Source organism: Microcoleus sp. K4-B3 (genome assembly GCF_036704615.1).
GTDB lineage: Bacteria > Cyanobacteriota > Cyanobacteriia > Cyanobacteriales > Microcoleaceae > Microcoleus.
This window is the reverse complement of record NZ_JAUBSF010000178.1, coordinates 1-4,603: the sequence shown is the minus strand read 5'-3', so window position 1 is coordinate 4,603 and position 4,603 is coordinate 1. Positions and strand designations below refer to the sequence as shown.

3 protein-coding genes are annotated in these 4,603 nt (G+C 40.2%); 2 read left to right on the top strand and 1 reads right to left on the bottom strand.

The genetic code is table 11. The features are described from left to right. The coding region (locus tag QUA78_RS31915; protein WP_333307162.1) for a transposase at positions 1 to 511 on the top strand (511 nt) is incomplete at its 5' end. A 299-nt stretch (positions 512 to 810) separates the two neighbouring features. Here the strand turns inward: QUA78_RS31915 and QUA78_RS31910 are convergent. Continuing rightward, complete coding sequence (locus tag QUA78_RS31910) at positions 811 to 2,286, bottom strand: caspase family protein (RefSeq protein ID WP_333307164.1); 1,476 nt, start codon at positions 2,284 to 2,286, stop codon at positions 811 to 813. Positions 2,287 to 2,355: 69 nt separating this feature from the next. Between QUA78_RS31910 and cbiE the strand changes: the two genes are divergently transcribed. Continuing rightward, positions 2,356 to 3,564 (top strand): precorrin-6y C5,15-methyltransferase (decarboxylating) subunit CbiE, encoded by a 1,209-nt coding sequence (cbiE, locus tag QUA78_RS31905; RefSeq protein WP_333399235.1) that lies wholly within the window; start codon positions 2,356 to 2,358, stop codon positions 3,562 to 3,564. Positions 3,565 to 4,603 lie beyond the last annotated feature (1,039 nt).

Genomic DNA, 4,603 nt, shown 5'->3' with positions numbered 1-4,603 from the left:
TCATGTGACAAAAATGATTCATCAGGAATTAAATCAGGCGAGAATCGACCAAAAAAAGGCATCATCATCGCTAAAAGTGAAAGAAAGAGCAAAATTATTGGATAGTTTAAAAGGAAGTAAATATACATTGTTGAAACTAGAAAAAGACTTGTCCAGCGAACAAAAATTAAAATTAAAACAAGTAAAAAATGCTTCAGAGTTACTAAAAAATATGCACATTTTAAAAGAAGAGTTTCACAGTTTGTTTGAAAACAGTAATAATTTGGGTAACGGGATATTAGAATTAACCGATTGGTTAAAAAAGGCACAACCATACTATCAAAAAAGTGCCGAAACAATCAAAAGATGGTTCGGAGAGATTGTGGGGTATTTTGAATCAAGAACAACTAATGGGATAGTCGAGGGAATTAATACTAAATTAAAGCTCTTAAAAAGGTGTGGTTTTGGTTTAATAAATTTAATAAATTTTGAAATACGGGCATTACTTTTTTGGCATTTTCCTAAAAAATGAGCAGCGGTAAGCACGGAAGAGCCGAATTAGATCGGTCAAGATATTTCGAGTTGCCCAAGAAAGATTTAGATTAAATCCCCAAAAAGATGAGCAAGTAATTTTAACGATTTGTGGAATAGTAAGGTTGCGAATAGGAGCGCTAATATTACCCTTATAAAAAGCGAGGCAATCGTCAGATTAAAATTAACACAGCTCACTCAATATTTCGAGATAATTATCAACAATAAATATCTCAAAGTCTTGTTTTATCGTGCACGCTAGCTAATTTAAGATGATTACATTTACGTCAAGGAGCTTAACTACACAGAGGCTTTGATTGTTTTCGGAGATGTATATTCTTGAATGCTTTCTAATATAATCTTAACAGTTGCTGCAACTTCGTCTATTTGTTTTAATCTGCAATGCACTATTTTCCACTGATTTTTGTTTAGCACAATGCTTTCTTTCCAACTAATCTCGTTTTCCATTTCATGTTTATAGAATAAAGTTAACTTAGATTTAGAGAATATATAAACTACGAAAGCCTTAAATCTGGAAAGCACTTCTTCTTTGGGAGAAAAACTAATAACCAAGGCGCAACATGGTGCAGGTGCTGTCTGGCGAATACTATTTATTACATTCCGATATTTTGTAACAAGTTTATATTCTATTCGTTTGCGGGGAAATGCTGATAAGGCAGCGAAAGGATGCTCCTCTATTTCGATCTTTTCCTTGTCTTCATATTCTTCTTTTATAAATGTAATGTCAGCAAAATAAGATTCATCACTGTCGGAAAGCCACTTGGCAATGCTATTCATATCTTGAATACAAGAGTAGTCTTGTTTTTCATCAACTTTAACTTCATATAGTTCGTCTATCAAATAATCCCAATCAAAATTTTTGGTGCTCTCTATCAAGCTTGTTAATGAAGTTTTAGCCTCTTCTTCATTACAATATTCTTTGCTTTTAGCCTTTATATTTGCTATTAATATATCGGCATCTTTTTGAAGATCGGTATCAGTGTGTGTGCCATCTTTCTCTGGATCAATTACTTGTCCATCAAATCCAAGCTGAGCAGCTAGTACATTGCATAAATCGGCATTAACCACACAAAATATCTCGGTATTGTTTGCTTGTTGAATAAATAATGGGGTTTGATGTTTCCCTACGTTATAGTCATCAGATATATATGCCATTATATCTCTGTAACGGATACTACTTCCAGCATAATTAACTAATGAATTGGCAAAACTTTTTGTAAATACACTATAGTCTTCGAGAGCAAATGAAGATTCAACTTCCGATGAAGAAAAAAGAAAGTATGTCTTTTTGAAGCTTTCAGTAGATGATTTCTTAAAAATGACTTCTAGGCCTTGATTAGATTTTATATATTCCGTTCCAGACTGACAGGCATCAACGACCTTGACAGCTAATTCAGGATTCAAAGATTTCAACATAGAATCTAATTCACTATTACTTAACGAGGTTTGCTCAATCTTTGACATATTGAAATCAGCAAACAAAAAAAGAAAATTTTCTAGATACCGTATTCCATGACCGGTGTAGTAGAAGAAGAATTCATCAAGTTCTTGATTTTGGTATTTTCTAATAAAAGAAGATATTTGCTCTTTAGCTCTATTACTTTTAGGGCTGCCATCTAAAACAACTACCTCATCATACTTACCTGTTTTATGGATAAGTTCAGACATCAATGACAAATCCTCTTCACAAGGAGGCAATTTGGTGAAGTTTTGATAATCTGAGATTCCTACAAGTAATGCTATTTTTTTACCCACGTTTATATCCTTAGATAAGGTACACTCTTTGTAATCTAAGAACTAATTATACAGAATTAGCAAGACGCAATGCACAAATGGCTTTCGGTGGTGGGGATTGGGGAAGACGGACTTTCGGGATTGAGCGCGATCGCCCGTTCCCTACTCGATCGATCTCAAGTCGTAGTCGGCGGTGCCCGTCACCTAGCAATGCTACCAACCGACGACACCCGCGAACAATTGGTCTGGGCTTCGCCCCTACAAGCAACAGTCGATGAAATCATCCGCCGCCGGGGACAGTCTGTGTGCGTCCTAGCCAGCGGCGATCCGATGTGTCACGGTATTGGCGTCACGCTGTCGCGCCAGATTCCTATTTCGGAAATGACTGTGATTCCGGTGCCATCGGCTTTTAGTCTTGCTTGCGCCCGTCTGGGCTGGGCTTTGGCGGATGTTGAGACTTTCAGTTTGACAAATCGCCCGATCGCGTCGATCGCACTTGCTTTGTATCCGGGCGGGCGCTTGCTGGTGTTGAGCGCTGACAGACACACCCCGGGAAAGGTGGCTGAATTGTTGACGCAGCGGGGGTTTGGCAGCAGTTTGATGACCGTGTTCGAGCGGATGGGAGGGGACTCGGAACGGCAGATCGAAGGGGTAGCAGCAGCCTGGAATGCAGCGGATTTGGCTGATTTGAACACGATCGCGATCGCAGTTGCAGCCGAACGACAAACTCTTATCCTCCGCCGAACTGCGGGTTTACCAGATGCTGTGTATCACCACGACGGACAACTTACCAAGCAAGAGGTTCGAGCCGTTACTCTGTCAGCGTTAGCACCGATTCCGGGAGAGTTGCTTTGGGATGTGGGTGCAGGCTGCGGCTCGATCGCCATCGAATGGATGCGGAGTCATCCTCGGTGCAGGGCGATCGCGATCGAACGCCATCCGACTCGACAGCAATACATCAGCGAAAATGCCTCTACTTTCGGCGTTCCCGAACTCGAAATCGTTGCGGGAGAAGCGCCGGAAGCCCTGACAAATTTGCCTCAACCGAATGCTATTTTCATCGGCGGCGGTGTCACCGCAGAAGCTGTGCTGGAAACTTGTTGGAATGCTTTAGGTGAAGGCGGCCGATTAGTTGTTAATGCTGTGACAGTAGAGAGCGAACTCAAGGTTTTGCAGTGGCATTCTTTGCACGGCGGGGAATTAATTAGAATTGGGATTCAGCGAGTAGGAGCGATCGGTTCTTTTCAGGGTTGGAAACCGCTTGCACCAGTGACTCAGTGGGTGGTAGTTAAAAGGTAAAGTAAAATATTCAGAGGGAGCCATCTAAAATAGAGTCAGGTGCGTCAGAGGTCTAAACCCTTAATAATCGCTCCATAACTCCGCCTGACGCACCCTAGGAGTTGATTTTAGTATGATACTTGGCTTGAGTCCTATTCAAGTAAAATATTCAGAGGGAGCCATCTAAAATGTCAAATATAAAATATAGCGATCCTAAATGATTTTCTATATACAGCGGTTCTCGCTGTTATGAGGTACAATCAAGAATAATAAAATATCCTTGTGTAATCAAAGCGTCGGAAAGCATATTCACTCGATCTCCGAAAAAAAATAGTGACAGCATATTTAGTAGGAAAAATGTCAAGCGAGGAAAGTAGCCGACCAATTTAATGGAGCGTAAAAGTCTAGTTCAAAAACTGGTCAAGCAACAACAAACTGAGGGAAATTTACAATCTAAAAAAAGGGGGAAACCGCAATGAGCGTCATCTGACTTCTAAATCTGAAGAAGTCAGAGTAATAGTGGCAGAGCATCCCGATGCCAATGCAGGTAGAGTTGTGTGAATTATTTGCACAAAAAACCGGAAATTGGGTGAGTCGGGCAGCCATGTGCCGTTACTTACAAAAATTAGAGCTAAATCGCAAAAAAAAACATGGTACAGTAGCCAAGCTGCGACTATTGAGTCCAAAAATTGAGAGTGGAGTATTGGGATAAAATCAAGGATATCAAGCCAGAAAACGAGCGTGTTTTTGGATGAAACAGGTATTCTATTGGGTTTGACCAGGACTCATTCTCGTTCTCCGTCTGGAACAAGAGTTGCCGAAATCAAACCATTTTATCGAGGGGCACTCATTCACAGCTATTGGCGCAATTAGTATGAACAAAGTGCTAGCAGTGATGACAATGAATGATTCAATGGATGGACGAGCATTTGCCGTATTTATTGAAAAAATTTTAAGCTGTCAAACATCTAAACTGCATTAACTACTGGAGTTTAGACTAAAAAATGGTCACAGCTAAAAGTAGCTGCCTTTTAACAGAAGGCAAGCTGTTGCTCAAAAA

Bases quoted from the DNA above. Each gene is read 5' to 3' on its own strand.
- cbiE (WP_333399235.1), top strand. From the start codon at position 2,356: ATGCACAAATGGCTTTCGGTGGTGGGGATTGGGGAAGACGGACTTTCG.